The organism is Bradyrhizobium sp. Leo170 (assembly GCF_004296405.1).
In the GTDB taxonomy this organism is placed as follows: domain Bacteria; phylum Pseudomonadota; class Alphaproteobacteria; order Rhizobiales; family Xanthobacteraceae; genus Bradyrhizobium.
Window position 1 is genome coordinate 1 of sequence record NZ_PSRR01000877.1, and the last position, 452, is coordinate 452.

Below are 452 nucleotides of genomic sequence, written 5' to 3' on the forward strand. Positions count from 1 at the left end.
CATAGGGGTTGCCGGTCAGCGCTTTCACATGGGTGACGAACTGACCGCCCTTGGCGGGCGCGAGGTTGGTGGCCACCGAGACCTTGACGCCGAACTCGTAGGGCCGGTGGGCCTTGCCCTTGCCGATGCACCCCACCTCCGGCGCGTGCAGCGAGCAGACCTTGGGGCCGCGCTGGTGCTGCTTCTGGTCAAGCACCCGTCGCGCCAGCGCCAGCATGCGTTCGAGGACAATCTCGCCAAGCAAGCCGGTGCGGCCTTCGATCTTGCGGGCAATGTCACGGATGACGCGACCGAGATAGGTTCTAAGCGTCTTCAAGGCCCGGTTGGCGCGCTTGAACTGCTTGGCGTGGGCATAGCGCTGATGCTTGATCAGGGCGAACTTGCCCACCCGCGCATAAGACTGCCGCAACGAAAGGCCCTGCCGCTTTGCCAGCCGGGCCAGGATCTCGCGG

The 452-nt window shown here is 65.5% G+C and carries 1 pseudogene; it reads right to left on the reverse strand.

Features of this window, described 5'->3' with window-relative positions:
• Nucleotides 1-452, reverse strand: a pseudogene (locus CWO89_RS45190) (IS5/IS1182 family transposase); the annotation flags it as partial.